Source organism: Rhizobium sp. 01N424, assembly GCF_056399485.1.
Genome location: NZ_JBFTRK010000001.1, coordinates 535303 through 560814, shown reverse-complemented (window position 1 = coordinate 560814; position 25512 = coordinate 535303). Strand labels below are relative to the sequence as shown.

The window sequence follows — 25512 nt, the reverse complement described above, 5'->3', positions numbered from 1 at the left end:
TTCCTCATGGCGGTGAAGCAAGACTGGCAGAGCCCGATCGCGCCCGGCGTTTCCTGGTATCAGGCAACGGCGGGGGAGCGCCCGACCTATCCGGAGCTAGACGGATCCAGAACCTGTGACGTCGCCATTGTCGGCGGCGGCTATACCGGGCTGCAGGCGGCCTACAATCTCGCCAAGGCGGGGGTATCGGTCGTACTCATCGATGCCAACCGCTTCGGCGACGGTGCATCCGGCCGCAATGGCGGTCAGCTCGGTACCGGCCAGCGCTGGTGGCCGGAAGAACTCGAAGAGAAGATCGGCTACGAGCGCTCCAAGGCGCTGTTCGACCTGGCGGAGGGCGCAAAGAAGCACCTGCTCGATTTCGCCAACGAGCATCAGATCGACATCGAGTTCATGCCCGGGCAGATGAACGTGGCGCACAAGGAGAGCTACAAGCGTTCCTATGCCGAAAATGCCGAGATCGCAGCCTCTCGTTACGATTATCCGCATGTGCGTTTCATGGACAGGGAAGAGACGCAGGAGCGGCTGGGGTCGAAGCGCTATCATTGTGGCGTGCGCGACACCGGCACCGGCCATATCCACCCGCTGAAACTGCTGGTCGGGCTTGCCCGCGTCGCCGCCAATGCCGGCGCTCAGATCTTCGAGATGACGCCGGCAATCGCCGTCCGCAATGACGGCGGCAAGGTGAAGATCGATACAGCGAAGGGAACGATCACCGCCGACAAGGCGCTGATTGCCTGTAACGGTTATATCGGCAACCTTGAGCCGGTGACGGCCAGCCACGTCATGCCGATCCGCTCCTTCATCGGCACCACCGCGCCGCTGGAAAACTTCCCCTCCGTGCTGCCGGGCGGCGAAGCGGTTGCCGACTCGCGCTTCGTCGTGCGCTATTTCCGCAAGTCGAAGGACGGGCGGCTGCTGTTTGGCGGGCGCGAGGCCTATACCTCTGACAACCCGCGCGACATCACGGAGCACATCCGCCGCCAGATCGCCGAGATCTACCCCGTATTGAAGAACGTCGAGATCACCCATGCCTGGGGCGGCTCGGTCGGCATCACCCTGCCGCGGCAGCCCTTCGTGCGCGAAGTGATGCCGAATGTGACATCGATCGGCGGTTATTCCGGCCACGGCGTGATGCTGTCAAATTACTGCGGCAAACTTTATGCAGAAACGGTTCTTGGAAAATCAGGGGAACTCGACCTCTTCAAAGGGCTCGATATCCCGGCCTTTCCCGGCGGACCAGCCATGCGGGCACCGCTGCTTTTCCTAGCCTTGTCCTGGTTCGCGCTGCGCGACAAGTTTTAGGGCGATTGCGGGATTTCCTCTCGGGTCAATTCGCTTTAAAACCGGGACCCGAGAGATTCATTGCATCGCACACTGGCTTTTTTAAATCGATTAGATTAAAACGGCCGCCAACCAGACTGATTGAGAGAAAAGCTCATGAGCAGCCAGATCATTCCCGTTGAACCCTTTGATTATGTCGTCTTCGGCGGCAGCGGCGACCTTGCCGAGCGCAAGCTCCTGCCCGCCCTCTACCACCGCCAGATCGAGGGACAGTTCACCGAGCCGACGCGCATCATCGGCGCTTCGCGCAGCCCGCTGACCGACGAAGAATACCGCAAGTTCGCCCAGGACGCTCTCAAGGAGCACCTTAAGAAGGGCGAATATGACGAAGCGGAAGTCGAAAAGTTCTGCAAGCGTCTGCATTACGTATCGGTCGACGCCCGTTCGGACGCCGGCTGGGACAAGCTGAAGAAGCTGCTCGACGACGGCAAGGACCGCGTTCGCGCCTTCTACCTCGCGGTTGCTCCTGGCATCTTCGGCGACATCTCGCAGAAGATCCACGAACACAAGCTGATCACCAAGTCGACCCGCATCGTCGTTGAAAAGCCGATCGGCCGCGACCTCGCATCGGCGCTGTCGTTGAACGACAGCATCGGCAAGGCCTTCAAGGAAGAGCAGATCTTCCGCATCGACCACTATCTCGGCAAGGAGACGGTGCAGAACCTGATGGCGCTGCGCTTTGCCAACGCCCTCTATGAACCGCTGTGGAACGCCAACTACATCGACCACGTACAGATCACGGTTGCCGAAGCCGTCGGCCTCGAAGGCCGCGCCGGTTACTATGATACGGCAGGCGCGCTGCGCGATATGGTGCAGAACCATATCCTGCAGCTGCTTTGCCTGACCGCGATGGAAGTTCCCTCCTCGATGGATTCCGAAGCGGTGCGCGACGAGAAGCTGAAGGTGCTGCGCGCGCTGAAGCCGATCAACGCCTCGAATGTCGAGCAGATGACGGTTCGCGGCCAGTACCGCGCCGGCGCCTCCGGCACCGGCCCGGTCAAGGGCTATCTCGAGGAACTCGAAGGCGGCGTTTCCAACACGGAAACCTTCGTCGCCATCAAGGCCGAGATCAACAATTGGCGCTGGGCCGGCGTTCCGTTCTTCATCCGCACCGGCAAGCGTCTTGCCGGCCGCATGTCGGAAATCGTCATCACCTTCAAGCCGATCCCGCACTCGGTGTTCGACCAGTCGGCCGGCCGCATCAGCCAGAACCAGCTGATCATCCGCCTGCAGCCTGACGAAGGCGTCAAGCAGTCGCTGATGATCAAGGATCCGGGCCCGGGCGGCATGCGCCTGCGCAACGTTTCGCTCGACATGAGCTTTGCCGAAGCGTTCCATGTCCGCAACCCGGACGCCTACGAACGTCTGCTGATGGACGTCATTCGCTCCAACCAGACGCTGTTCATGCGCCGCGACGAAGTCGAGGCGGCATGGGACTGGGTCGACCCGATCCTGAAGGGCTGGGAATCCACCGGCCAGCTGGTTCAGGGTTACACCGCAGGCACCTGGGGCCCGAGCCAGGCTATCGCGCTGATCGAGCGCGACGGCCGCACCTGGCACGACAACATCTAGGATTGAGAGCGATGGCAGCGACCATGCATGCTTTTGCCAATGCCGCGGAACTGGCCGCCAACCTTGCAGACAAGGTTGCGGACACGCTCTCCAAGGCGATTGCAGCGAAGGGAACGGCGACTATCGCCGTTTCCGGCGGTTCCACGCCGAAAGCCTTCTTCCAGGCGCTTTCGACGCGCGACCTCGACTGGCCGAAGGTAACGATCACGCTCGTCGACGAGCGCTTCGTGCCTGAAACCAGCGACCGCTCGAACCATCTGCTGGTTGCCAGCAACCTGCTGCAGAACAAGGCAAAGGCAGCGCGGTTCCTGCCGCTCTTCCACGACACGGGCTCCGCGGAAACAGCCGCGAAGCTTGCCACCACGGAGACGGCATCGGTCGGCAATCCGTTCGATATCGTCATCCTCGGCATGGGGGGCGATGGCCATACGGCTTCGTTCTTCCCGGGCGGCAACAATCTTGCGGTCGCGCTCGATCCGAAGACGCCGCGCGGTATCATCACCATGGAAGCGCAGGATGCCGGCGAGCCGCGCCTGACCTTCACCTTCTCCAGCCTTCAGGACGCCAAGCTCCTGGTGCTTCATATCGAAGGCCAGGGCAAGAAGGACGTGCTGACGAAGGCTGAAGGCGCCGGAGACGAGGCAGAGATGCCGATCCGGGCCGTGCTGCGGCGGGCGGCAACGCCTGTCGATATCTACTGGGCTCCGTAAGACCAAGCCTTCGGGCGAGCCGCGAACAGACAATTTGAACAGCAACCAAGGCAGGATAACTCCCATGTCCGCTAACGCACGCATTTCTGCGATTACCTCCCGCATCGTCGAGCGATCGAAGCCGACACGCGAGCGATATCTGGAGCGCCTGCGCGGCGCGGCATCGAAGGGTGCCGTCCGGTCTATCCTCGGCTGCGCAAACCTTGCGCACGGCTTTGCGGTCTGTTCCCCCGCCGAGAAGGATGCGCTCGCCGGCGACCGCGTTCCGAACCTCGGCATCATCACCGCCTATAACGACATGCTTTCGGCCCACCAGCCGTTCGAGACCTATCCGGCAATCATCCGTGAGGCGGCTGCCGAGGCTGGCGGCATTGCGCAAGTTGCAGGCGGCGTTCCTGCCATGTGCGATGGCGTGACCCAGGGCCAGCCGGGCATGGAGCTTTCGCTCTTCTCGCGCGATCTGATCGCCATGTCTGCAGGTGTGGGCCTGTCGCACAACATGTTCGACGCGGCGCTCTTCCTCGGTGTCTGCGACAAGATCGTTCCCGGGCTTGTCATCGCCGCGCTTTCCTTTGGCCACCTGCCGTCGATCTTCGTGCCCGCCGGGCCGATGACGACGGGACTGCCGAACGACGAGAAGTCGCGCGTGCGCCAGCTCTATGCCGAAGGCAAGGTCGGCCGCGCAGAACTGCTGGAAGCCGAATCCAAGTCCTATCACGGCCCGGGCACCTGCACTTTCTACGGCACTGCCAATTCCAACCAGATGCTGATGGAGATCATGGGCTTCCATATGCCCGGCTCCTCCTTCATCAATCCCGGCACACCGCTGCGTGAAGCGCTGACGCGCGAAGCCGCCAAGCGGGCGCTGGCGATTACCGCGCTCGGCAACGAATTTACGCCGGCAGGCGAGATGATCGATGAGCGGTCGGTGGTGAACGGCGTTGTCGGCCTGCATGCGACGGGTGGTTCCACGAACCACACGCTGCATCTCGTCGCCATGGCGCGTGCCGCCGGTATTCAGCTGACGTGGCAGGATATCGCCGAGCTCTCGGAAGAAATCCCGCTGCTTGCCCGCGTCTATCCGAACGGCCTCGCCGACGTGAACCACTTCCACGCTGCCGGCGGCATGGGCTTCCTGATCAAGGAGCTTCTGAAGCAGGGCATGCTGCATGGTGACGTGCGCACCGTCGCCGGTCAGGGCCTCGAAGCCTATACGATCGATGCCCGTCTCGGCGACAACAACACGGTCGTCCGCGAGCCCTCCCCCGAAAAGAGTCACGACCCGAAGGTGCTTGCCAGCATCGAGACGCCCTTCCAGGCGAATGGCGGCTTGAAGATGCTACGCGGCAATCTCGGCAAGGCCGTCATCAAGATCTCGGCCGTAAAGCCGGATCGCCATATCATAGAGGCCCCGGCAATCGTCTTCCACAGCCAGCAGGAGCTGCAGGACGCCTTCAAGGAAGGCAAGCTCAACCGCGATTTCGTCGCCGTCGTGCGCTTCCAGGGTCCGAAGGCCAACGGCATGCCGGAGTTGCACAAGCTGACGCCGCCGCTCGGCGTGCTGCAGGACCGCGGCTTCCGCGTCGCGCTTTTGACCGACGGGCGCATGTCCGGCGCATCGGGCAAGGTTCCGGCAGCGATCCATGTGACGCCAGAGGCCGTCGAAGGCGGTCCGATCGCCCGCATCCAGGATGGCGACATCATTCGTCTCGACGCCATCCGCGGCACGCTTGAGGTGCTTGTCGATGCCGCAACCATGGCCGAACGCGAGCCGGTGACGGCCGATCTTTCGGAAAACGAATGGGGTATGGGCCGCGAGCTCTTCGCGCCGTTCCGCCGCGCGGTCGGCGCCTCCGATCACGGAGCGAGCGTCCTCTTCCACTAAACGAAAAAGCCCGCGATCATCTCGCGGGCTTTTCTCTTTTCAGGTCCTGCAGCTCGATCAGCCGCGAACGTCGAGGACGTAGTCGCGATGCGCCGGATGCGTGCTGTAGACGAAGATCTTGTTGAGTTCCTTCTGTGTCAGCAGACGCAGGAAGCGGACTTCCACAGTGTTGTTGGCATTCACCCGCATCAGCATGCAGCCGACCTTGGTGATGCGCGCGTCCGGGATGTCCAGATAGAACTGCTTGGGCAGATTGAACTGCGTCAGGATGGCGAGAACCGCCGAGCTCATCGAGATGCGAACGATATCGCAACGGCGCGAGGCCATGTGCATGACGCCTTTCTCGGTATATTCGAGACGCGCCGCGTTCATCGTGTCCTCCATTTTGAACCGCTGTTCGCGGTCATACATGAAGGATTCTTCCTTGTTCAAAAAATGCCCTGATGGCGATGGATTTGATACACCCACGACCTTATTCCCCACTCGATACAATGGGGAAATGCTAGCAGCGCCGACTTAACAGAAAGTGTCGAATGGAGGGCTTCGGGGGCTTCGTGAAAAAGCCCCCAATTTTGGCTGTCAGCGACGGTAGGTGCGGCCTTCGGCATCGAAAAGATGCAGCTTCTGCCGATCGGCCGAGAAGCGCATTTTCTGGCCCTTCTTGATGTCGATCGTGCCGGGCAGCTTGACGATGATCGGCTCGCCCGGAACCAGGCCTTCGATGTAAAGCAGCGTCACTTCGCCGAGCGCTTCGACGATCGAGACTTCGCCTTCGAAGAGGTAGGCATCGCCGCTGGCGATCTCGAGATCCTCAGGGCGGACGCCGAAGCTGGCGGACTTGCCCTTTTCGGAAGCGGCGGTCGGGATGTCGAGAGTGACCGATTTGCCGCCGGTGAGAGTGACCGTCGTCGTGCTACCGGCTTCCGCGATGGTTGCCGGGATGATGTTCATGGCCGGAGAGCCGATGAACTTGGCGACGAAGAGGTTTGCCGGACGCTCGTAGAGCTCCAGCGGTGCCCCGACCTGCTCGATATGACCTGCCGAGAGCACGACGATGCGGTCCGCCAGCGTCATCGCCTCGACCTGGTCGTGGGTGACGTAGATCATCGTCGTATCGGCCATTTGCTCGTTGAGCCGGGCGATCTCGATGCGCGTGGCAACACGCAGCGCGGCGTCGAGGTTGGACAGCGGCTCGTCGAAGAGGAAGACCTTCGGATTGCGGCAGATGGCACGGCCGATGGCAACACGCTGGCGCTGGCCACCGGACAGAGCCTTCGGAAGACGGTCGAGATACTTGCCGAGCTGCAAGCTGTCGGCGGCAGCGCGGACGCGGCGGTCGATTTCCTGCTTGTTCTCACCGGCAATCTTCATGCCGAAGGCCATGTTGTCGTAAACGGTCATATGCGGATAGAGCGCATAGGACTGGAACACCATGGCGATACCGCGCTTCGACGGCGGCACATCGTTGACCAGCTGCCCATCGATATACATGTCGCCGCCAGTGATGTTCTCGAGGCCGGCGATCATGCGCAGCAGCGTGGACTTGCCGCAGCCGGAGGGACCGACGAAGACGATGAATTCGCCCTGTTTGATCTCCAGGTCGATGCCGTGGAGAACGTCCACGGAACCATATGACTTGCGAATTTCCTTAAGCGACAGTCCTGTCATCAGTGCCTCCCTCTGATTTTTAGGCGAGCCGGGCGAAATAAGCGCCCCACGCCGGAATATCGATTTTTCCGCCATAGTTATTGCTGGTGAAGCCGTGGCCCGTCAACGCCTGCCAGTCACCATCCGGCAACGTAACAAGCGTTTCAGCAGCACCCATGTTGAACACGCAGAGTAATTTTTCGTTGCCATATTCGCGCGTGAAAATCAGGCCGTCGCCCTGCGGCTCCTCAAAGGCGATCTCGCCCTTGGCGAAGGCCGGGAACTGCTTGCGGAAGGCAAGGAAGCGCCGGTAGTGCTCGAGCACCGAGTTCTCATCGCCCTGCTGCACGCTGACGGCGCGCAAGATGTGCTCGACGGGAACCGGCAGCCATGGCTTGACAGTGGAGAAACCGCCCTGCCCGACCTGGCTGTCCCATACCATCGGGGTACGGCAGCCGTCGCGGCCCTTGAACTCCGGCCAGAACTGGATGCCGTAGGGATCTTGCAGATCCTGATAGGCAAGGTCAGCCTCGGTCAGGCCGAGTTCTTCGCCCTGATAGAGGCAGACGGAACCGCGCAGCGTCATCAGCAGTGATGCGTATTGTTTGGCGAAAGCGTCGTGGTCCGACACCAGCGAGCCCCAGCGGCTGACATGGCGCATGACGTCGTGGTTCGAGAAAGCCCAGCAGGCCCAGCCATCGGGCGCCGCAGCGCCGAAATCCTTCATCACCTCTTCAACCCGCTCAGGCGAGAGCGGATCGGGCGCGAGGAATTCGAAGGCGTAGCACATGTGCATCTTGTCATTGCCGGACGTGTATTCGCCGACGATCTCAAGGCCGCGCTGGCTGTCGCCGACTTCGCCGACGGCAGCGATCGCCGGAAACTCTTCGAGCACGGCGCGGAAGCGCTTTAGGAAGTCGATATTCTCAGGGCGGTTCTTGTCGTACAGGTGTTCCTGGAAATTATAGGGGTTCACGGCCGGTGCCGTGGACGCATTGCGACGCTCGGGCGCCAGCGCCGGGTTATCGCGCAGCTGCTTGTCGTGGAAATAGAAGTTGATCGTATCCAGACGGAAACCATCGACGCCGCGCTTCAGCCAGAAACGCACGACATCGAGCAGGCGGTCCTGAACCTCCGGGTTGTGGAGGTTCATATCCGGCTGCGACGTCAGGAAGTTGTGCATGTAATACTGCATGCGCGTCGGATCCCACGCCCACGCGGAACCGCCGAAGATCGACAGCCAGTTGTTCGGCGGCGTGCCGTCGGGCTTGGCATCGGCCCAGACATACCAGTCGGCCTTGGCATTGGTCTTGCTCGACCGGCTTTCGACGAACCAGGGATGCTGGTCCGACGAATGCGAGATGACGAGATCGATCATCACCTTGATGCCGAGGCGGTGAGCCTCGGCGATCAGGGTGTCGAAATCCACGAGCGTGCCGAAGATCGTATCAACGTTTTCGTAATCCGATACGTCATAGCCGAAATCGCGCATCGGCGAGGTGAAGAACGGCGAGATCCAAATCGCATCGGCGCCCAGAGCAGCGACATGCGGCAACCGGGCGGTGATGCCCTTCAGGTCGCCGATGCCGTCACCATTGGAGTCCTGGTAGGAGCGCGGATAGATCTGATAGATCACCGCGCCACGCCACCAGTCCTTGTCGTCAGCCAAATTGGGTTGAGATGCCACGCTCATGTCTTTTCCTATGCGAAGTCAGGTCTTGGGATTGGATCAGCCGCCCTTGACCGAACCCGCCAGCAGGCCACGCACCAGATATCGCTGCAGCCCGAAGAACACGAGCAGTGGAACGATGATGGTGACAAAGGCCGAGGCCGTCAGGATTTCCCAGTTGCCGCCGCGCGAACCGAGCAGCGCATTGAGGCTGCCGGTGAGCACGAGATGCTGCCTGTCGGTGCCGAGGAAGACCATGGCGACGAGCAGGTCGTTCCACACCCACAGGAACTGGAAGATCGCGAAGGACGCGAGTGCCGGGAAGGACAAGGGAAGAACGATTTTGACGAAAATCTCGAAATCGGTCGCGCCATCGACGCGGGCGGATTCGATGATCTCCTTGGGCAGCCCCGCGATATAGGCGCGGAGCAGATAGATGGCGAGCGGCATGCCGAAGGCGGTATGCGCCAACCAGATGCCGGGATAGGTCTTGGACGGCGCATCGAGCGCCGCGCCAACGATATTGTAGAGCCGGAGCAGCGGGATCAGCGACATCTGCAGCGGCACGACGATGAGGCCCACCACCAGCGCGATGATCAGCGCACGGCCCGGAAACTCCATCCAGCTCAGCGCATAGGCCGCAAAGGCCGCGATGAGAATCGGGATGATCGTCGCCGGGATCGTCACCGTCAGCGAATTGATGAAGGACTGGCCGATGCCCTCGCCCGTCAGAACCGTCTTGTAGTTATCAAGCGTGAATTCCGGCGGGGTCGAGATCGCGACGTAAACACGGCGGCCCGCATCGTCATCGGTGAAGGCTGCGGTCTTGGTATAGCGGTAGGTGCCGTCGGTGTTGACCTGCAGGTTGAGGCCATCGCCGAGATCGGCATTCTCGCCGACCTTGTAGGCCGACGGCTGCTGGATGCGCGTTCCGAAGGCGCTGATCGCGCGGCCGGCCAGATCGCCCTGCAACACATTGCCGGCGATCACGTAGAGCGGGCCTTCCTGCTTCTGATCGGCAGCGGCGCCGACGCGGGCGGCCACCGTGCGGGTGGAGCCGACGAAGGACGTCCACCAGCCCGACACGACGATCTGATCCTTGTCGCGCAGCGCGCTGACGAAGATGCCGAGGGTCGGGATCAACCAGATGATGACGATCAGGAGAACGCAGGCGTGAACGAAGAGACGGGCCGGGCCTATCTTGAAGAAGCTTCCTGACAAGGTCATCTCAGTGGCCTCCGAGTTCGCGGTTGGCGCGGCGGACGTTCCAGACCATGATCGGCGTCACGGCCAGCATGATGATCAGCGCGATAACCGCACTTCGGCCGGAATCCCCGCCTCCGCGGAACATCCAGTCGAACATCAGGTTCGCCAGCACCATGGTCTGCCATTGGCCGTTGGTCATCGTCAGCACGATGTCGAAGACCTTGAGGACGAGGATGGTAATGGTGGTCCAGACGACGGCGATCGTGCCCCAGACCTGCGGCACCATGATGCGCCAAAAGATCTGCCAGCCATTGGCGCCGTCGATGACAGCCGCCTCGATCGTCTCCTCCGGGATACCGCGAAGGGCGGCCGACAGGATGACCATGGCGAAGCCAGTCTGGATCCAGATGAGGATGACCATCAGGAAGAAATTGTTCCAGAAAGGCACCGAGATCCAGACCTCGGGCGTGCCGCCGAACATCTGGACGATGGCATTCAGAAGGCCGATCTGCACGTCGTTGCCGCCGCGATATTCGTAGATGAACTTCCAGATGACCGAAGCACCGACGAAGGAAATCGCCATCGGCATGAAGACGATGCTTTTCGCGATATTGCCCCACCAGATGCGGTCGGTCATCACGGCGATGACGAGACCGAAGAAGGTGCAGGCGGCCGGCACGACGGCGAGCCAGAGAATGTTGTTGAAAATCGACTGGCGGAATTCGCGGTCGCTGAGCGCCCAGGTGTAATTGGCGAAACCGACGAAATTCGAACCTGATCTGTCATAGAAGGACAGAATGAAGGTCGCGATCACTGGATAGACGAGATAGACGATCAGCAGGAAAAGCGCCGGGCCGAGAAACAGCCAGGGGCGGATCATGCCGCGAAGATTGAGATTGCGCGCGGCGGAATGGATATCACCATCCCTGACCGGCAGCGCCAGGTCCAAAATCTTGTTCGAGAAATAGAAATAGGCCGAGCAGGCGAAAACCGCCACGACCACCACGCCCAAAGCGGAAACTATCTGCGATAGCATTCGTCCCTCCCCTGCTACCCTAGTCTATCTGAAGGGCTTACACCGGCCTGCGTCAACTTCTTCAAGGCGTTTGACCACAGTTCCGGTGCCGGCCGGATCCTTTTGCGAATCCGGCCCTGCATTCCGGGCTGCCGCGGGAAACCCGCAGCAGCGTTCAAGGATGATTACTTTATGGCGTCCCAGGCAGCCTGGATTTCCTTGCCGGTGTCTTCGGCAGACTTGCCGCCGACGAAATCGACCATGCCGGTCCAGAAGGCGCCAGCGCCGATCTTGCCGGGCATCAGGTCCGAACCGTCGAAACGGAAGGTCGTGGCCGTCGTCAGGATTTCGCCTTCGCGCTTCATCTGATCGTTGGCATAAGCCGCGGTGCTGACACCCTTGTAAGGCGTCAGGAAGCTCGACTGTGCCATCCAGACTTCATGAGCGATCGGCGTCTTCAGGAAGTCGACGAAGGCGCGAGCCGTCTTCGAATCCTTGGTGATCGACACCAGCGTGCCGGCACCCAGAACCGGCTTGCCGAGATCGGCGTGCGCAGCATAGGTCGGCATGTAGAAGAAGTCGGCATCGGTGCCGAGCTTCGTGCCTTCAGGGAAGAAGGACGGGATGAACGAAGCCTGGTGGTGCAGGTAGCACTTCGGCGGAACGGCGAAGAGACCCTTCGGGCTATCGCGGAAGTCGGTCGAAGCCACGGCTGCGACACCGCCATCGACATACTTCTCATTCTTGGCGAACTTGCCGAATTCGTCGATCGCGGCAACGACGGCCGGATCGGTGAACTTCACTTCGTTCGTGGTCCACTTGTCGTAGACGTCAGGCTTCTGCGTGCGCAGCATGATGTCTTCGATCCAGTCGGTCGCCGGCCAGCCTGTCGCACCGCCGGAACCGAGACCGATGCACCAGGGAACGCCGCCGTCCTTGACGATCTGATCCGTCAGCGCATGGAGTTCTTCCATGGTGGTCGGAACCTTGTAACCGGCTTCCTTGAAGTTTTCAGGAACATACCAGACCAGCGACTTCACGTCGGCCTTGTAGGGGAAAGCGTAGAAGCCTTCCTTGCCGTCCTTGCCCTTGTAGGTGCCGTAACCGACCCAGCTGTCGCCGGCGCCGTAATTGTCCTTGACCCACTTGGCCGTGTCGTCGCCGAGCGGCGTCAGAAAGCCCTTGCTGGCCAGATCGGCGAAGAGGCCCGGCTGCGGCAGGATCGCGACATTCGGCGGCGAACCGGCCTGAGTGTCGATGACGATCTGCTGCTCGTAGTTTTCCGAAGACGAATAGGTGGCTTCGATGCCAGTCGCTTCGGTGAAGTAGGCAAGAATACTGCGGAAGAAGGCTTCGTCCTCACCGCGCCACGGTCCGAAAATGGTCAGCGGCTGACCCTTCAGGTCGGCATGCGATGCCTTGAATTCGTCGTAGCTCTTCCAATTAAACTTGGCGTCTTCGCCCGGAGCAAATTTCAAATCAGCGGCAGAAACACCACCTGCAAAAAGCGCCGCCGCGGCGACGCTCATCAAGAAAGTCTTTTTCATGTGATCAACCTCCCATCACAATCCCAACGGCACTTTCAACCTCTCACCGGAGGACTTCAAAGCGCTTTGACAAACAACTCATCTCACTCTCGCGTGAAAGGAGTCAAGCCATTTCGCGAATACCGCTAAAAGAGACGCAAATATCGCGGTGCAGCAACGCTTAAACGGGAATATGGAGCGATTTTTCTTGAGTCAAGCACGCCAGGTGCTACATAGTTTGAAAGCGCTTTGGGCGGTCTGGGAGAAACCGCAGCGTGCGCTGATCCTGGGAGGAAGCATAACACGTGAATCTCAAACAGCTATCGGAATTGCTTGGTCTTTCACAGACGACTGTGAGCCGCGCCCTCAATGGCTATCCCGAAGTCAACCAGGCGACGCGTGAGCGCGTGCTGCAAGCTGTGCGGGAAACCGGCTACCGACCGAACAAGGCGGCGCAGCGTCTGGCCACCGGCAAGGCCGGCTCGCTCGGCCTGGTGATGCCGACCGCTCCGGGGCATCAGTCCGACGTGCATTTCGGCGAGTTTCTCGCCGGTCTCGGCGAAGAGGCTGTACGCCACGACTTCCATTTCGTGATCATGCCTGCCGATCCGGACGACGAGGTCGCTGCACTCAGGCGTCTGGCGATCAGCGGCAATGTCGACGCGCTGTTCGTTGCCTACATGCGTGGACACGATCCTCGCCTGCCGATGCTGAAATCACTGTCGACGCCCTTCGTCGTCCATGGCCGCTCGCACGGGACGGAGCCAGATTATCCCTATCTCGATATCGACAATGAAGCGGCGTTCTACGATGCCGCCAAGCTGATGCTCCAGCTGGGGCACAAGCGCTTTGCGCTGATGAATGGCCCAGAACATCTGGATTTCGCGATCCGCAGGAAACAGGGCCTGGAGTCGGCGCTTGCCGAGCGCGGCCTGCATCTGAACGAGGACTGTATCAGCCATACGCTGATGACCGATGAGCAGGGACTGGTGGCGATGGAGCAGTTCCTGCAGCTGCCCGACCGCCCGACCGCGATCCTGTGTTCCAGTACGGTTCTGGCGCTCGGCGCCATCCGTGCCGTCAATCAGGCTGGACTGAAGCTCGGCGAGGATATTTCGCTGATCGCCCATGACGACGTGCTGCCGCTCTTGAAGCCCGAGAATTTCTCGGTGCCGCTGACGACGACGCGTTCGTCGCTGCGATCCGCCGGCGCGCGCATTGCGCAGCGGCTGATCGGAACGGTCAAGCAGACCGGGAGTTTCCCGGAGCAGGAACTCTGGAAGACCGAGCTGATCGTCAGGGGGTCGACGGGCCCTGCCCCGAAGCCCTGATCAGAACTTCGGCGGCGTCTGGCCGGCAGTGCGGTGCGCTGCAATCACGGTATTCGCCATCAGCATGGCGATGGTCATTGGACCAACGCCGCCGGGGACGGGTGTAATCACCGCAGCGACCTGTTCTGCCTCAGCGAATGCGACATCGCCGACAAGGCGGGTCTTGCCTTCGCCCTTCTCGGGTGCGGCAATGCGATTGATACCGACATCAATGACAGTCGCGCCGGGCTTGACCCAGTCAGCTTTGACCATCTCGGGACGGCCGACTGCGGCGACGAGAATGTCGGCGTTGCGGCAGACGGCAGGCAAATCCTTGGTCCGCGAATGAGCGATGGTCACCGTCGCGTTGGCATTGAGCAGCAGCTGCGCCATCGGCTTGCCGAAGAGGTTGGAGCGGCCGATGACGACCGCGTTGAGACCGGAAAGGTCCTCGCCATGGGTGCGGCGGACGAAAACCATGGCGCCGGCGGGTGTGCAGGAAACCAGGCCGGTTTCCAGATCACCGGTGGCGAGCTTGCCGGCGTTGACGACGTGAAGGCCGTCGACATCCTTTTCCGGCAGGATCGACTGGATGATCGGCTCGCTGTTCAGCGGCTTCGGCAGCGGCAGCTGTACCAGGATGCCGTGAATCGACGGATCGGCATTGAGCGATGCGACGAGGGCTGCCAATTCTTCCTGCTTCGTTTCAGCCGGCAGCGTGTACTGCACCGACTTGAAGCCGCATTCTTTGGCCATCTTGCTCTTGGAATTGACATAGGCGTGGCTGGCCGGATCGTCGCCGACAATCACCACGGCAAGACCGGTCTTCACGCCACTCTGCTTTTCAAGCGATCCCGCTGCCATCTTCACGGTTTCGATTACCGAAGCGGCTACCTGCTTGCCATCGATCACTGTCGTCACGCGTCTCTCCCGCCTGTGCGTTCGTGCGCAAAGCTAGGACTTTGCCAGCAGCGCCGTTTGCCTCAGAACGCCCTATCCTGTTTAAAAGCGGCAATTGCAAGGGCAATGATGCTGCCAGTTGCCAAGAAGATGAAGGTCAGCGGCCACTTGCCGCATAGGTCTGGAACTTGCTGCGCAGTTCTGCAAGCTCCGCACGCAGGCGCTCGAGCTCATCCGGCTCCGCCGCCGCTTCCTCGACCTGTGGCTCATGGAGCACCACAGGCTCTACCGTCTCCGGCAGAACCGGAATATCGAATGCATCCTCGTCGCGCCTGCGCACGAGCGACAATGCCAGCGAGGTGGCGAGCCCGACAAGCAGACCGATTCCGCCGCCGATTGCCCAGCGCATCGGCGTTGCGTAGCCAGCCTGCGCCGCAGTCACCTTCGGCGGGCTCTGGACCGTGACCGATGCGGACGGCGATGTGCCTAATGGCAAGGCATTGTCGAGGCGGGCTTTGGCGGCGCCGGCCTTGTCGCGCAGTTCCGTCAGCCTGGCCAGATCGACACCAGTGTCACGGCTCTGGGCGATCATGCCGTTGCGCTCGTCGCTGAGCTTGCGACGCGCATCGACGGCGGCCTTGGCATCCGCAATAGCATCCTTGGCTTGCAGCGACAGTTCCTGGGTGAGCTTGTCGCGCAGACCATCGACGATCGCCTGTTGCGCAAGCAGCTTCGGATGGCGGGGGCCGAGATCGATGGAGAGTTGCGACAGCGACGCCTTTTCGACCGCATATCTGTCGCGTGCATCCAGCAGGACCGGTGACATCATCTCCGCAGGCAAGACGCCGTTGATCACGTCGTTTGCCTTTGCAGTCTTCAGACGATCGGCACGTTCCTTGGAGATGGTGATACGCTGCTCGGCGATCTTGAGATCGGCATCGCGCTGATTGATGCGCTGCTGAAGATCGGCGGCGACTTTGACATTGCCCTCCCCGGCCTTGGCCGTGAAGGCATCAAGTTCGGCGCGCGCCTGATCGTAGGCGTTGCGAAGTGTGGCATTGGCCTCAATGACATTGCCTGCCGGTGCGCCGGTCAAGATTGTCGAGAGCCGGTTGGCGATCTGCCTGGATTTTTCGGCGCCCAAGGTGGAGATCCTGAGCGTCACAAGACCAGTGCTGCCATCCGGCACTGCGTCGATCGCAGCGGCGACGGCCGTTTCTGCGCGGGATGCCGCGTCTGCCGCAGCACCGCTGCCAGAGAGCAGATCGACAGCGATGCCAACCGCATTTGGCTGGTCGCCTGCAAATTCGGGATCCCGGTCAAGTTTCAGGGCGGCGACCGTGGCGGCAATGGCCGGCGCCGAGACGAGCTTCTTGGCCGCAGCCGATGTCAGCGCCGGGCGTGTGGCGGTATCGGCTGCAACACGCAACGCCATTTCGGCAACATAGCGTACCGGCGCCTGCGGCATCATCAGCGGAAAGGCGGCGCCCAGCATCAGGCCGAGCATCGCGAACGCCACCGGCTTGACCGGAAGGCGGCGCGGCGCATCACCGATCTCAAGGAAGGTAATATCGTTGGTATTGGCGGGAATGAAGGCCGGTTCGTGCGGTACCGATGCCGGCTGCGTCACGACCGGCGCAGCTGGCGGCGGCGTCTTGACATCGTTGGCGGCTTCGAACCGGGGGGAGAGAATGGCTTCGATGCGGCTTGTCAGCGGCGCTGCAGCTGCTGCCCGCGCGCGGCGCTGCTCGTCAAGCGCCTTTTCGATGACACGAAGAAGCTCGGCTTCCGAAGGAAGGACAGCAGCGCCCGAATTTGGCGCATGCGGTGACGCGCGGAGATCCGGCGCGCTGGCTCGTCTGCCGTTCAATGCCTTGTTGTCATACATGGACGCCATTTCTCATGCACGTGATGATCCGGCTGGTTGCCCGCACTCGCGCGAGTATTAATCCAGCCTAAAGATTCATGGCAAAGAAATGGTTAACAGAAGACCAAGGTCGCGGTCAGCGCTGTGAGCCGCTGCGCTTCTGAAGCGGCAGCTGACTGCTGCGGTCGCCTTCCAGCTTCATGATCCGCTCCCGGCGGCTGAATCGGTATTGCAGCACATGAAACAGGAAGACCGGGATACCGACAACGTAGCGGCGCCAAAGGCGCGACGGCTCCTGAACAAGCCGGTAGGCCCATTCGAGGCGCATCATGCGGATGGTATCAGGCGCGCGCGGTATCTCGCCCGAGACGAAGTCGAAAAGAGCACCGACCGTCAGCACCAGACGCGCATGTTCCGGACGGATATGGCGATGCGCCCACTTCTCCTGAAGGGGCGTGCCCATGCCGACGATCAGCATGTCGACTTGCTGGGCATCGAGTTCGCTGATGACATCGACCGGATTATCCTTGTCGAAATAGCCATCCGAAATGACAATGAACTCGTGCCAAGGCGCGTGTCTGGCAAAGTTCTCAGCCGCCCGCTCGACGACATCGCGCTTGCCGCCGATCAGGCCGACACGCCGCGGCGTTTCCATGAACGTCAGCAGAGCTGGCACGAAATCTGTGCCATTGAGATTGGCCGGGAACGGACCGCCATGCGAGACCTGCGAGGCGATGTTGAGCCCGATACCGTCAGGCAGGACGAGGTTGTGTTCGAGGATCTCGCGATATTCAGGGTCGCGCAGCGTCATCAGCATATTGTGCGCGTTGACGAAGGAGATGACCGTCTGGCCAACCGGCAGTGACGCCAGCTCGTTGATGAAGACGAGGGCATCGTCCCATCCGAGATCGCAGACCGGCACGTCGAAAATCGTGCGGCGCGAGGCCATAACCGCGAAATTCGCGATCAAATTCATCCCAACCTCCTGCAAGGGGTGCTTCATGCGCCCAGCATCCCGGAAAACGAGCGACAAATATCCGAACCGGCAGCTGCCCGCCGGCGTGTGGCTGTCATGACGATACCCGCCATCCCGGGCACCTCGCCAAAACTGTCCTAACCGAGGGTATATCAGCTTGACTTCAAACAACCTTTAGGAAAATCCGTTGCATTGCGGGAACCGGAGAAAGCATTGGTTAACCGTCAGCTCCCAAACGCAAATGGCGCCCGAGGGCGCCATTTTGATCCTGACTGTCAATGTGATCAGTGCGCCGGCGCGGCCGCCGCATCGGCGGCAGGCGCCGCTTCGACGATCTTGACCGGCTTGCCCATCTTCGGCTGCTGGCCCGATGTCGCCGCCTTCTGATCTTCCTTGGACAGATAGTCGAGCTGCTGCAGCATAACGTCGGCAATGTATTCGCCGCCCAGCCGTTCGTTCATGCCCTTCTTGATCGCATCACGGAACGCCTGCGGATCGAAAGACTTGACCTTGCTGATATCGACCATCTTGTTGCCGACGAGCAGCGTGAAGAGCTGATCGGTGGTCATCTCGGTCAGCGGCAAAGTGGCTCCCTTGACGACATCCTTGTTCATCATGAAGGAGAGCTGGCCGATGAAATATCCGGTGACGGCGCCATCGCCGATGATCGGGATGGTGACGGTCTCGCCTTTGACAAGCTCGAGCTGCGCCTGCTTGGAATCATCCGGCGGCGGTGCCGGCGCGGTGGCCATTTTCACCGAGAAATAGACCGAAGCCAGCGTGATCGCGCAGACCCAGACGCCTGTGAAGACGAGTTTAAGCATCAGGCATCACGCGCGACGAATTGTTCCTGGGAATAAGTGCCGTCGGCATCCGCATCCTGCACGGCGTTCTTCAGAATATCGGCGACAGCACGAACGGCTTCGAGGTGAGCCTCGACACGGCGCGCGTTCAGCGTCAGCTTCTTCTTCAGGCCATGCAACTGCTCAAGATGCGAAGCGGCAAGCTCTGCCGGATCGGTATCGCTGAACAACATCGACAGCTCATAGAGGCAACGGCTCTTGTGCGCGTTGGAGACCTTGAGATCGAACTGCGGGTCGTTGCCGATCCGCGTGTTCTCGTTGTCGATGATCATCTCCAGGCGGCCGAGGACCGACTTGATGCGATATTCGTTTGAGATTATTTCCATTTTATCCTCGGTTATGCTTCATTATTGGTCTTGGCATCCGCAGTCGGGGTGCCAAATGTCTTGCGCTGGAACTCGTCGACCATGCTGAAGGCGACCTTGCGGTCGTTCTGATCTGCGCTAGCGTTGACGATGGCGCCTTCCTTCTTGCGAAGAGCGTCGTGATAAAGTTCCTTGGCGATACCGATGCCATCGCCCTTGGACATGACGTTGCCGAGCTGCTCGGCCATCATGCCCTTCCAGATATCGCCCGTGGCGCCCTTGCCGTAGACCTGCTCGCTATCGCTTGGCAGCATGTTCTTGACGAAGTTCTGTAGAACCATCGATTCGAACTTCCGATAGGTCTCGGGGATCTCTTCGGTCTTGGTGCGATTCTTGACGTCGTTGAGACCGGTCTTGGCGGCAGCGTTTTCGAGAACATCGACCTTGGACGAAAAGCCGTTACCGGCATCAGCAAGGCTGTTTGCCCTGAAGGCGGCGCGCGTCGCCATGAGTTTTTCCTGGGCAGCCTGAACCTCGGTCGGGTCCGCAGCTTTGACAACGTCCAGGACGAGATCACTAGGGGGCGAAATAGCCAACGTCACAATCCTCTAATGTAAGGTTGCGGCGATTATTATTTTTGAAGCTTGCTGGAGGCTGGCGTTGCAAACTTCTGATCGATGATATCGTAGACGGCATTGTCATCCGCCTCGCGGCGTTCGGATTCCTGGGCCTCTTTCATGCCCTCCTCCAGCCGGTCGCCCTTAGCCCGCTCATGCTGCAGACGCATCTCATGCAGCTGCTGGATGCCCGTCAGCTGCTTGTCCTTGGTGCTGAGGCGCTCGAAACGGTCGGCGTAATTCTGCGAGAATACCCGGTGGATCGGATCGACCGAGCCAAGTGCTATGATGACCGTATCCATCGATTCGTTCACTTCGGCACGCTGCCGTGTGGTTTCGGCAAGGTCGTACTCGGCCATCTGCTCGAGGTGGCGCTGAACTGCGACAAGGCGCTTGAGTTTCTGCGAACGGGATTTTTCCGCCATTTCGCTACATGCCTATGAAGACGGACGGGAAGGATTCCGCGAACTGACTGATCAGCGCGGCCACGGAGAAATAGAACAGGAACAACCCGCCAAGTATCAGATATGGCGTCGAGATGAAGTAGACGGGGATCTGCGGCGCCAGCTTGTTGATGAAGCCGATCGAGACGTTGAACATCATGCTGTAGAGCAGAAACGGGCTAGAAAGCCTGAGCATGATGGAGGTCGTCGAGACCAGCGTGTCCGTCAGCGAGATGAGGTTGGCGCGCACATCGGTCAAGCCGCCAAAAGGCATCGTCGTGTAGGAATCGATCAGAGCCTTGAAGACGATGTGGTGAAAGTCCATCAGGAACAGGATCATGATCCCGGCGAAAGTGATAAAGCCGGACAGGCTGGTTTCCGGCGTATCTTCGACGACATCCTGGCCGCCCGGCGAGGTATAGCCGACCATCATGGCAATGATGGTGGCGGCAAACTGGAAGCCCATCGTATAGAGCCGCGCCAAGAGGCCGTACATGACACCAATCAGCGATTCGCTGAAAATCAGCCCGATATAGCTGGCGCTGGTACCGCTGACCGCGGGATAGACCGTATCCCAGAGCAGCGGCAGAACGGCAAGCGACAGACCGGCAGCAACAAAGACCCGCAGGATTTCAGGCACGCGCGCCGAGGAAAAACCCGGCATTGCCAGGACGCAGCCACCCATCCGGCAAAAAATCAGAAAGAGCGCAAGGATGGTGCCCTGCGGGTCTGTTATCATGAAACCGAGCCCAAAATCTTTATCTCGATGCCCTTCGCCAACTCGACGTGGGACAGAACCGGAAGCGTCGCGAACAGACGTTCGATGATCATGCGCACATAGGAGCGCGTTTCCGGCGATGTGACAAGGCAGAAAGGCAGACCGCGGTCCATGAATTCACGGATAACCTTCGTCGCCTGCTCGCTGAACTCTTCAAGGGCACGCGGATCGATGTCGAACTCAACGACTTCGCCCTTGTTGTCGCGTTTCAGAGCCTGGTGGAAGGCCAGATCCCACTTGCTGCCGAGTCGCAGCACGCGCAGCACGCCGTTGTCGGCAAGGTCGCCGCAGATCTGCTGCGCCATGCGGATGCGGACGTGTTCGACGATCTGTTCGGTCTTGCGGACATGCGGCGCCAATTCGGCGACGGCTTCCAGAATGAGGTGCAGGTTGCGGATCGAGACGCGCTCAGCAAGCAGCAGCTTGAGGACCGCCTGCAGACCCGAATAGGACATGTGCGAGGTGCAGATCTCGTCCGCCAGCTTCTTGTATTCCGGGTCGAGCCGGTCGATGAGAACCTTGACGTCCTTGTAGGAGAGAAGCTGCGGCAGGTTGTTGCGAATGACTTCGCTCATATGCGTCAAGACGACGGAGACGTTGTCGATCGGCTGGAAGCCCTCGCGCTTCAGATCCTCGGTAAAGGCCTCGAGAACGGAAACAGCCGGCATGCCGAAAGCGGGTTCGCGGATTTCATCGCCCGGGATGCGCGGCTTGCGGCCAGAGCCGGTGACGACGAGCACTTCGCCCACACGCAGCTGGTTGGCGGCGATCGTCGTTCCGTGAATTCGGATCTGGTAGGATTTCTCGGCAATGGCGATATCGTCCGTAACCTTGATTTCGGGGACGACAAAGCCGTATTGCGTCGCAAACTTCTTGCGCATCTTGCCAACGCGGAAAGCCAGCTCCTGGTGGGCGCCGAGCAGGCGGGTCGAGACCATCTTGCCGAGCGCGAGCTCGATCTCGGAGGTGCGAAGGACCGACTTGACCGAGTCCTTCTCCAGTTCCTTGTTGGCGACGACTTTCTTTTCTTCCTGGTCGCGGCGAACCTTGTTCTCCGCCTCGATCTGGCGCGGGATGAACCAGGCGCCGAAGGCCATCAGGCCGCCGAGCAGCGTGAAGGGCATGGTCGGCAGACCGGGCATCAGGGCGAGAATGAACATCAGTGCCGCCGAGACCGAAAGAGCGCGCGGATAACCGGACAGCTGTCCGATAACCGCTTCATCGGTGGAGCCGACATTGCCGCCGCGGGAGACGAGAAGACCGGCGGCCAGTGAGACGATAAGCGCCGGCATCTGCGACACCAGGCCGTCACCGACCGACAGCTTCACGAAGACGTCGGCAGCTTCGCCGATCGGCATGCCATGGCGGAAATAGCCGATGATAATGCCGCCGAAAACGTTGATGCCGGTGATCAGAAGACCCGCGACCGCGTCACCGCGAACGAATTTCGACGCACCGTCCATGGCACCGAAGAAGGAGCTTTCTTCTTCCAGCTCCTTACGGCGGCGCTGCGCTTCGCGCTCGTCGATGATACCGGCCGAAAGATCGGCATCGATCGACATCTGCTTGCCGGGGATGGCGTCCAAGGTGAAACGCGCGCCGACTTCGGCGATACGCGTCGCGCCTTTGGTGATGACGATGAAGTTGATGGTGATCAGGATCAGGAAGACGATCAGACCGATGACGAAGTCGCCGGACATGACGAGGCTGGCAAAGCCGGCGATGACGCCACCGGCCGCATCGTGGCCTTCGTTGCCGTGCGAGAGAATGACGCGTGTCGTCGCGATGTTCAGCGCCAGTCGCGTCATCGTCGCGATCAGCAGGATGGTCGGGAAGGACGAGAATTCCAGCGGCTTCTTGATCCACAGCGCGACCATGAGGATCAGCACCGAGAAGGCGATCGAGAATGCCAGGCCGAGGTCGATCAGAAATGGCGGTATCGGCAGGAAGAGTATGCAGATGATGACGATGATGCCGAAGGCAAAACCGACATCGCGCAAACTCGGTGCGACTTTCGGAAGGGGTAGTGCAGGTGGTTGCGCCATAACTGGTTCCGTCTCTTCATGAGAGGAGGCGGATACCGGGACCCGCCCTATTCGGATCGACAGTTAAATGGCGAAGCTTGCGCGAGGGTGGCTCAGAAGCCGGACTGGATGCGCGAAAATACCATGTCGGTAAAGATCGAAATCTGCGCGCCGACGAAGGGCGCGGAGATGCCGACGGTAATCAGGACGGCGACAATCTTCGGGACGAAGGTCAGTGTCGCTTCCTGGATCTGCGTGAGTGCCTGAAAAAGAGCGATGACGAGACCGACGACCATGGCAGCGGCAACTGCCGGGCCAGCCGCAACCAGCACGGTCCAGATGGCTGCCTGGAACAGATCGAGTGCGTCAGCTTCATTCATCAGGCAACCTCATATCGCCTTGGAGAAACAGCCCGACACAAACCGGACTGTAGGTCTTCATTGTTCAAGCGAGCTCGACTAGGTGGAGCTGCCGGTATCAGTGCTCGGCGTCGTTGGTGCCGAATCAGAGATGGTGACACCGGTTTGTACCAGAATCTTACCGCCATCCTTCGTCGTTGCAATGATGCCGTCGGAATAAACCTTGACCGACGATACGACACCTTTGACGCTGCCGTCGGCGCTCTCCATGTATTTGCCAATATAGCTGCCGGCCTGGGTGAGGCTGGAGCTGGACAGCAACGTGTCAAGCTTGGTGTTCGTCTGGATCGTCTGCTCGACCTGCGAGAAGCTGGCAAGCTGCGCCATCTGCTGGCTCGCATCGACGGGATCCGTCGGATCCTGGTTCTTCATCTGCGCGATGAGCAACTGCAGAAAGTTGTCGTAGTTCAACGTCGCCTTCTGCTGCGCGGAAGACGTGTTGCCCGACGCGGAAGAGCCTACGCCCGAGAGTGCGTCTACCGCCATGGTGCAATCTCCTTGCGAATCTGTTCGACCATCGCCGGCGCCATTTCCTGGTTGTTGAGGATGCTGTCCTCAAGCGTGTACATCGAGCGGATGGCCTTCAGAGCGTCGAACGCGCGGCCTGTCGAGACCAGACCGTCGATGCGCTTCAGCTCAGCAAGGATCTCTTCATTGCGGAAGCAGCTCAGCAACATGGTGATCGACTTGCGGAACATCACCGTCGACTGCTCTTTGCCCTCAGGATTGATCAGAATCATCTGGGCAATGAAGTAGAGCTGGCGCAGAGGCGTCGTCGCGTCTTCAGGCTGCAGGACGTGGTTTTCGAGAAGGAATGTCACATCATTCAGGAATTCCAGCGCGACCTTGCGGTCAACGCGCAAGACCGCGCCGTTGATGAAGATTCTCTCTCCGGCTTTAAGCGAAATGCGAAGTGTACTTTTCATTTAAGTCCATCCCTGATGATGATGGTAATGTCGATAATGCCCTGGTAGTTATCGGACTGACGCCGTCTGATCCTGTCGCATTCCTTGAGAATCCAGATCGCGATGGAGATGAGGTTGGCACGCAGTTCGACTTCAAGCTGATTGTCGGGGTGCTTCAGGTCCTCGATAAAGCTCACCCAAACGCGGCGGGTATAAAACAGAGCCTCAATGGCTTCCCGGCCGTATTTTGTTTTCTCGCGCGCCGCAGCAAGCATTTCGATAGACCGATCGAGAACTTGCCGCTCTCTCTCTTTCGCATCGGTCACCGAGTCTTGCATGACCTCGGCATAAGAGAACTGATACATTCATGCATCCTTCTTTGTAATGCGCGCCTTTGATCATCAAAGGTAATTTACAAGGCTCAACTGCTGGATCTTCGAGATGATCGTGTAAGAGGTCTGAAGCTGCGTCTCCATGTTCTTGACGATCGTGGTGGCTTCAACCGGGTCGACGCCTGTCAGATCGATAAGCTTGCCCTGCAGAATGCTGGACTGTGCGTCGAGTGCGGCGTTCGACTTGGTCACGCGCTCCTGCGACAGGCCGAGCTGGCTCTGCTGGCCGGTGATACCGGTGGTCGCGCGGCCGGCGTAGTCGATGGCGGCGTCGGAGAGACCCGACATGCCTGCCGTACCCAATCCCTGATTGGTCAGCGCCTTGGTCATGACCGTCGCCATGGCGAAATAGCGCATACCGTCCGAATTGGCATTGGTCGAAGACGTGACGACTTCCGAGTTGCTGATGCGGCTCGTCATGTTCTGGTTGGATGCCGACGACCAGTTGCCCCAAGCCGGTGGCGTCGTGTCGTAGGTCAGGCCACCTGTCGGAGCCGGAGCACCGACGGGATATCCTGTAGGCAAAGTATCCTGCATGAACATCGGCTCGACGAACATGGTGGTGAAGTTCTTCATGTCCGTGGCATCGAGGTCGGCAACGGTCTTGGGATTGCCGGTCACCGGATCGGTCAGCGCGCTGGCATAGGCCTTCAGATTGGTTTGCATCGCCGACATTGCCGCAGCACTCTGGTCGGTCAGCGGCGCGACATCGGTGTTGATGCCCGAGAACAAATATTCGCCGTTCGTCAGCGAGTTGCCGGTATCCATCAGCTGCGAGAACGCGCTGGATGCCTGCTGCAGCGTGACGGTGATCGTGTCTGCGCTCTGGCTTCCCTTCAGGGCCGTCAGTTTGGCAACAAGGTCATCGGCAGCGCCGTTCATTGCGTCGAGACCGTTCTGCGACATCTCCAGACGAAGATTGACGACCGAATTGCTATCCTTGATCGACTTGATGCGGTCGATCTCGCGGTTGAAATCGACGCTCTTGGCCGTATTCACGCCGAGCGCAACACCGACGTCGGCGTACATCTTGGTGCTGGCCTCAACCGCCGACTGCACCATCTGGTTCTGCGACTGACGGATCGTCAGCCGCATGGCGTTTTGAATGGCTGAACTAGAAATAAAAGAGCTTTTCATTT

General features: G+C 60.2%; 25 protein-coding genes. 5 read left to right on the top strand and 20 right to left on the bottom strand.

Annotation, left to right across the window (positions count from 1 at the left end):
- Positions 1–6: 6 nt before the first annotated feature.
- From AC1DNK_RS02865 to edd, 4 genes are all read left to right on the top strand, one after another.
- Positions 7–1305 (top strand): NAD(P)/FAD-dependent oxidoreductase, encoded by a 1299-nt coding sequence (locus AC1DNK_RS02865; protein ID WP_477939195.1) that lies wholly within the window; start codon positions 7–9, stop codon positions 1303–1305.
- Between the two features lie 135 nt (positions 1306–1440).
- Complete coding sequence (gene zwf / locus AC1DNK_RS02860) at positions 1441–2916, top strand: glucose-6-phosphate dehydrogenase (protein WP_112387641.1); 1476 nt, start codon at positions 1441–1443, stop codon at positions 2914–2916.
- A gap of 11 nt (positions 2917–2927) precedes the next feature.
- The gene (pgl, locus tag AC1DNK_RS02855; protein ID WP_112538189.1) at positions 2928–3626 is read left to right on the top strand and encodes a 6-phosphogluconolactonase; all 699 of its coding nucleotides are present in this window, start codon (positions 2928–2930) and stop codon (positions 3624–3626) included.
- 64 nt (positions 3627–3690) lie between these two features.
- On the top strand, positions 3691–5511 hold the full coding sequence (gene edd, locus AC1DNK_RS02850; protein ID WP_477939193.1) for a phosphogluconate dehydratase: 1821 nt from the start codon (positions 3691–3693) through the stop codon (positions 5509–5511).
- Positions 5512–5568: 57 nt separating this feature from the next.
- Here the strand turns inward: edd and AC1DNK_RS02845 are convergent, their stop codons facing one another.
- The 6 genes from AC1DNK_RS02845 to AC1DNK_RS02820 all read right to left on the bottom strand — a co-directional run bounded on the left by AC1DNK_RS02845 (position 5569) and on the right by AC1DNK_RS02820 (position 12595).
- Positions 5569–5922, bottom strand: a complete 354-nt coding sequence (locus tag AC1DNK_RS02845) for a hypothetical protein (RefSeq protein WP_112514332.1) — start codon at positions 5920–5922, stop codon at positions 5569–5571.
- A gap of 168 nt (positions 5923–6090) precedes the next feature.
- Positions 6091–7179 carry an ABC transporter ATP-binding protein gene (locus AC1DNK_RS02840; RefSeq protein ID WP_112513939.1) on the bottom strand — a complete coding sequence of 363 codons (1089 nt, stop codon included), beginning with the start codon at positions 7177–7179 and terminating at the stop codon, positions 6091–6093.
- A gap of 19 nt (positions 7180–7198) precedes the next feature.
- A complete protein-coding gene (gene bglA / locus AC1DNK_RS02835; protein WP_477939190.1) occupies positions 7199–8851 on the bottom strand; it encodes a beta-galactosidase BglA in 1653 nt (550 codons plus the stop codon).
- Between the two features lie 36 nt (positions 8852–8887).
- Positions 8888–10054: a carbohydrate ABC transporter permease gene (locus AC1DNK_RS02830; protein WP_112387635.1), complete on the bottom strand. Its 1167-nt coding sequence runs from the start codon at positions 10052–10054 to the stop codon at positions 8888–8890.
- Position 10055: 1 nt separating this feature from the next.
- Entirely contained in the window at positions 10056–11069 is a 1014-nt protein-coding gene (locus AC1DNK_RS02825) for a carbohydrate ABC transporter permease (RefSeq protein ID WP_112387634.1), read from the bottom strand.
- A gap of 164 nt (positions 11070–11233) precedes the next feature.
- Positions 11234–12595 (bottom strand): ABC transporter substrate-binding protein, encoded by a 1362-nt coding sequence (locus tag AC1DNK_RS02820; RefSeq protein ID WP_112513941.1) that lies wholly within the window; start codon positions 12593–12595, stop codon positions 11234–11236.
- Between the two features lie 284 nt (positions 12596–12879).
- Here AC1DNK_RS02820 and AC1DNK_RS02815 point away from each other — a divergent pair, with 284 nt between their 5' ends.
- Positions 12880–13905, top strand: coding sequence for a LacI family DNA-binding transcriptional regulator (locus tag AC1DNK_RS02815; protein ID WP_477939188.1), 1026 nt, complete (start codon positions 12880–12882; stop codon positions 13903–13905).
- On the opposite strand, the gene folD is transcribed toward AC1DNK_RS02815, so the two are convergent.
- From folD to AC1DNK_RS02745, 14 genes are all read right to left on the bottom strand, one after another.
- Positions 13906–14805 (bottom strand): bifunctional methylenetetrahydrofolate dehydrogenase/methenyltetrahydrofolate cyclohydrolase FolD, encoded by a 900-nt coding sequence (gene folD, locus AC1DNK_RS02810; RefSeq protein WP_112538193.1) that lies wholly within the window; start codon positions 14803–14805, stop codon positions 13906–13908.
- A 136-nt stretch (positions 14806–14941) separates the two neighbouring features.
- The gene (locus tag AC1DNK_RS02805; RefSeq protein WP_477939185.1) at positions 14942–16672 is read right to left on the bottom strand and encodes a succinoglycan biosynthesis protein exop; all 1731 of its coding nucleotides are present in this window, start codon (positions 16670–16672) and stop codon (positions 14942–14944) included.
- A gap of 115 nt (positions 16673–16787) precedes the next feature.
- On the bottom strand, positions 16788–17627 hold the full coding sequence (locus AC1DNK_RS02800; protein ID WP_112387629.1) for a WecB/TagA/CpsF family glycosyltransferase: 840 nt from the start codon (positions 17625–17627) through the stop codon (positions 16788–16790).
- Positions 17628–17911: 284 nt separating this feature from the next.
- Positions 17912–18451, bottom strand: coding sequence for a hypothetical protein (locus tag AC1DNK_RS02795; protein ID WP_112387628.1), 540 nt, complete (start codon positions 18449–18451; stop codon positions 17912–17914).
- The gene (locus AC1DNK_RS02790) at positions 18451–18816 is read right to left on the bottom strand and encodes a hypothetical protein (RefSeq protein ID WP_112387627.1); all 366 of its coding nucleotides are present in this window, start codon (positions 18814–18816) and stop codon (positions 18451–18453) included. The genes AC1DNK_RS02795 and AC1DNK_RS02790 overlap by 1 nt, the downstream gene beginning before the upstream one ends.
- A gap of 11 nt (positions 18817–18827) precedes the next feature.
- Positions 18828–19391 (bottom strand): rod-binding protein, encoded by a 564-nt coding sequence (locus AC1DNK_RS02785; protein ID WP_477939183.1) that lies wholly within the window; start codon positions 19389–19391, stop codon positions 18828–18830.
- A 35-nt stretch (positions 19392–19426) separates the two neighbouring features.
- Positions 19427–19837, bottom strand: a complete 411-nt coding sequence (locus tag AC1DNK_RS02780; RefSeq protein ID WP_477939182.1) for a hypothetical protein — start codon at positions 19835–19837, stop codon at positions 19427–19429.
- A gap of 4 nt (positions 19838–19841) precedes the next feature.
- Positions 19842–20594, bottom strand: a complete 753-nt coding sequence (locus AC1DNK_RS02775; RefSeq protein ID WP_112387624.1) for a flagellar biosynthetic protein FliR — start codon at positions 20592–20594, stop codon at positions 19842–19844.
- Positions 20591–22678, bottom strand: a complete 2088-nt coding sequence (flhA, locus tag AC1DNK_RS02770; RefSeq protein ID WP_112387623.1) for a flagellar biosynthesis protein FlhA — start codon at positions 22676–22678, stop codon at positions 20591–20593. The genes AC1DNK_RS02775 and flhA overlap by 4 nt, the downstream gene beginning before the upstream one ends.
- 92 nt (positions 22679–22770) lie before the next feature.
- Complete coding sequence (gene fliQ, locus AC1DNK_RS02765) at positions 22771–23037, bottom strand: flagellar biosynthesis protein FliQ (protein WP_112387622.1); 267 nt, start codon at positions 23035–23037, stop codon at positions 22771–22773.
- 78 nt (positions 23038–23115) lie between these two features.
- Entirely contained in the window at positions 23116–23562 is a 447-nt protein-coding gene (flgD, locus tag AC1DNK_RS02760; RefSeq protein WP_112387621.1) for a flagellar hook assembly protein FlgD, read from the bottom strand.
- On the bottom strand, positions 23553–24002 hold the full coding sequence (gene flbT / locus AC1DNK_RS02755; RefSeq protein ID WP_112387620.1) for a flagellar biosynthesis repressor FlbT: 450 nt from the start codon (positions 24000–24002) through the stop codon (positions 23553–23555). The genes flgD and flbT overlap by 10 nt, the downstream gene beginning before the upstream one ends.
- Complete coding sequence (gene flaF / locus AC1DNK_RS02750) at positions 23999–24346, bottom strand: flagellar biosynthesis regulator FlaF (RefSeq protein ID WP_112387619.1); 348 nt, start codon at positions 24344–24346, stop codon at positions 23999–24001. Before flaF ends, flbT begins: the two co-directional genes overlap by 4 nt.
- A 36-nt stretch (positions 24347–24382) precedes the next feature.
- Complete coding sequence (locus AC1DNK_RS02745; protein ID WP_112538197.1) at positions 24383–25510, bottom strand: flagellar hook-associated family protein; 1128 nt, start codon at positions 25508–25510, stop codon at positions 24383–24385.
- Positions 25511–25512: the final 2 nt, after the last annotated feature.

Excerpts from the sequence above, each read along its gene's own strand:
- AC1DNK_RS02820 (WP_112513941.1), bottom strand. The coding sequence starts at position 12,595 with ATGAAAAAGACTTTCTTGATGAGCGTCGCCGCGGCGGCGCTTTTTGCA.
- fliQ (WP_112387622.1), bottom strand. The coding sequence starts at position 23,037 with ATGAATGAAGCTGACGCACTCGATCTGTTCCAGGCAGCCATCTGGACC.
- AC1DNK_RS02845 (WP_112514332.1), bottom strand. The coding sequence starts at position 5,922 with ATGTATGACCGCGAACAGCGGTTCAAAATGGAGGACACGATGAACGCG.
- flgD (WP_112387621.1), bottom strand. The coding sequence starts at position 23,562 with ATGGCGGTAGACGCACTCTCGGGCGTAGGCTCTTCCGCGTCGGGCAAC.
- zwf (WP_112387641.1), top strand. The coding sequence starts at position 1,441 with ATGAGCAGCCAGATCATTCCCGTTGAACCCTTTGATTATGTCGTCTTC.
- AC1DNK_RS02840 (WP_112513939.1), bottom strand. The coding sequence starts at position 7,179 with ATGACAGGACTGTCGCTTAAGGAAATTCGCAAGTCATATGGTTCCGTG.
- bglA (WP_477939190.1), bottom strand. The coding sequence starts at position 8,851 with ATGAGCGTGGCATCTCAACCCAATTTGGCTGACGACAAGGACTGGTGG.
- flaF (WP_112387619.1), bottom strand. The coding sequence starts at position 24,346 with ATGTATCAGTTCTCTTATGCCGAGGTCATGCAAGACTCGGTGACCGAT.
- flhA (WP_112387623.1), bottom strand. The coding sequence starts at position 22,678 with ATGGCGCAACCACCTGCACTACCCCTTCCGAAAGTCGCACCGAGTTTG.
- flbT (WP_112387620.1), bottom strand. The coding sequence starts at position 24,002 with ATGAAAAGTACACTTCGCATTTCGCTTAAAGCCGGAGAGAGAATCTTC.
- edd (WP_477939193.1), top strand. The coding sequence starts at position 3,691 with ATGTCCGCTAACGCACGCATTTCTGCGATTACCTCCCGCATCGTCGAG.
- AC1DNK_RS02775 (WP_112387624.1), bottom strand. The coding sequence starts at position 20,594 with ATGATAACAGACCCGCAGGGCACCATCCTTGCGCTCTTTCTGATTTTT.
- AC1DNK_RS02745 (WP_112538197.1), bottom strand. The coding sequence starts at position 25,510 with ATGAAAAGCTCTTTTATTTCTAGTTCAGCCATTCAAAACGCCATGCGG.
- AC1DNK_RS02805 (WP_477939185.1), bottom strand. The coding sequence starts at position 16,672 with ATGTATGACAACAAGGCATTGAACGGCAGACGAGCCAGCGCGCCGGAT.
- AC1DNK_RS02795 (WP_112387628.1), bottom strand. The coding sequence starts at position 18,451 with ATGCTTAAACTCGTCTTCACAGGCGTCTGGGTCTGCGCGATCACGCTG.
- AC1DNK_RS02790 (WP_112387627.1), bottom strand. The coding sequence starts at position 18,816 with ATGGAAATAATCTCAAACGAATATCGCATCAAGTCGGTCCTCGGCCGC.
- pgl (WP_112538189.1), top strand. The coding sequence starts at position 2,928 with ATGGCAGCGACCATGCATGCTTTTGCCAATGCCGCGGAACTGGCCGCC.
- AC1DNK_RS02865 (WP_477939195.1), top strand. The coding sequence starts at position 7 with ATGGCGGTGAAGCAAGACTGGCAGAGCCCGATCGCGCCCGGCGTTTCC.
- AC1DNK_RS02800 (WP_112387629.1), bottom strand. The coding sequence starts at position 17,627 with ATGAATTTGATCGCGAATTTCGCGGTTATGGCCTCGCGCCGCACGATT.
- AC1DNK_RS02780 (WP_477939182.1), bottom strand. The coding sequence starts at position 19,837 with ATGGCGGAAAAATCCCGTTCGCAGAAACTCAAGCGCCTTGTCGCAGTT.
- AC1DNK_RS02825 (WP_112387634.1), bottom strand. The coding sequence starts at position 11,069 with ATGCTATCGCAGATAGTTTCCGCTTTGGGCGTGGTGGTCGTGGCGGTT.
- AC1DNK_RS02830 (WP_112387635.1), bottom strand. The coding sequence starts at position 10,054 with ATGACCTTGTCAGGAAGCTTCTTCAAGATAGGCCCGGCCCGTCTCTTC.